This is a genomic window from Methylobacter sp. BlB1, assembly GCF_015476545.1.
Lineage (GTDB): Bacteria > Pseudomonadota > Gammaproteobacteria > Methylococcales > Methylomonadaceae > Methylobacter.
Genome location: NZ_JADMKV010000208.1, coordinates 1 through 706, shown reverse-complemented (window position 1 = coordinate 706; position 706 = coordinate 1). Strand labels below are relative to the sequence as shown.

Below are 706 nucleotides of genomic sequence, written 5' to 3'. Positions count from 1 at the left end.
GAACGATATCTGTGTAGAGAAGGCGTATCGTAAAATCCGCAACGACCATACGTTTAGTTATGACAACAAGTTTTACTTAATAGAATCGCCTCTCAGGCACTCTATTGCCAAGCAGAAAATAGAAATCCGCAAGCAATCGGGTAGCAGTTTCACCGCCCACTTTGCGGGTCGTAATCTAGCCGTTTCAGAAGTTATCGAGCCAACCAAACCCACTCTGTATGACTTGGAAATCCAAAAGAAAATCGATGCCATCGAATTAGCTGAAAAATTAGGTAATGTCTCCGAAGCAGCACGTATCAGTGGTTGCTCTCGCGAAACCATTTATAAAAACAGCAGGCTCCTAAAAGAAAAAGGACCTCAGGCTTTGAAGCGGGCTTTTCGACCGGACATACACCACAAGAATAGGACTGACAAGGAGATTGAAAATCTCGTTATCACCTTTTCACTGCAAAATCCGCACTTAGGTCAGGCTCAGGTATCAGCCCAACTGCAAACAGAGCACCAAATCGAGATCAGTCCTACAGGTGTTAGGTGTGTTTGGATAAGAGAGAAAATGAATACCATCGCATTAAGGGTACAAAAGGCAAAACCATCACTTCCTGGTGTATCGATTGGATGAATTGATTGTAGATTTATTAACCAATTGATACACTGCAACGACAAAGTCCCTCGGTAATTAGTCCGTCAGTTTCCCTCGGTAATCACA

General features: G+C 43.2%; 1 protein-coding gene. It reads left to right on the top strand.

What is annotated here, in order from left to right:
- The coding region (locus IT781_RS22060) for a helix-turn-helix domain-containing protein (RefSeq protein ID WP_194972310.1) at nucleotides 1-619 on the top strand (619 nt) is incomplete at its 5' end.
- Nucleotides 620-706 lie beyond the last annotated feature (87 nt).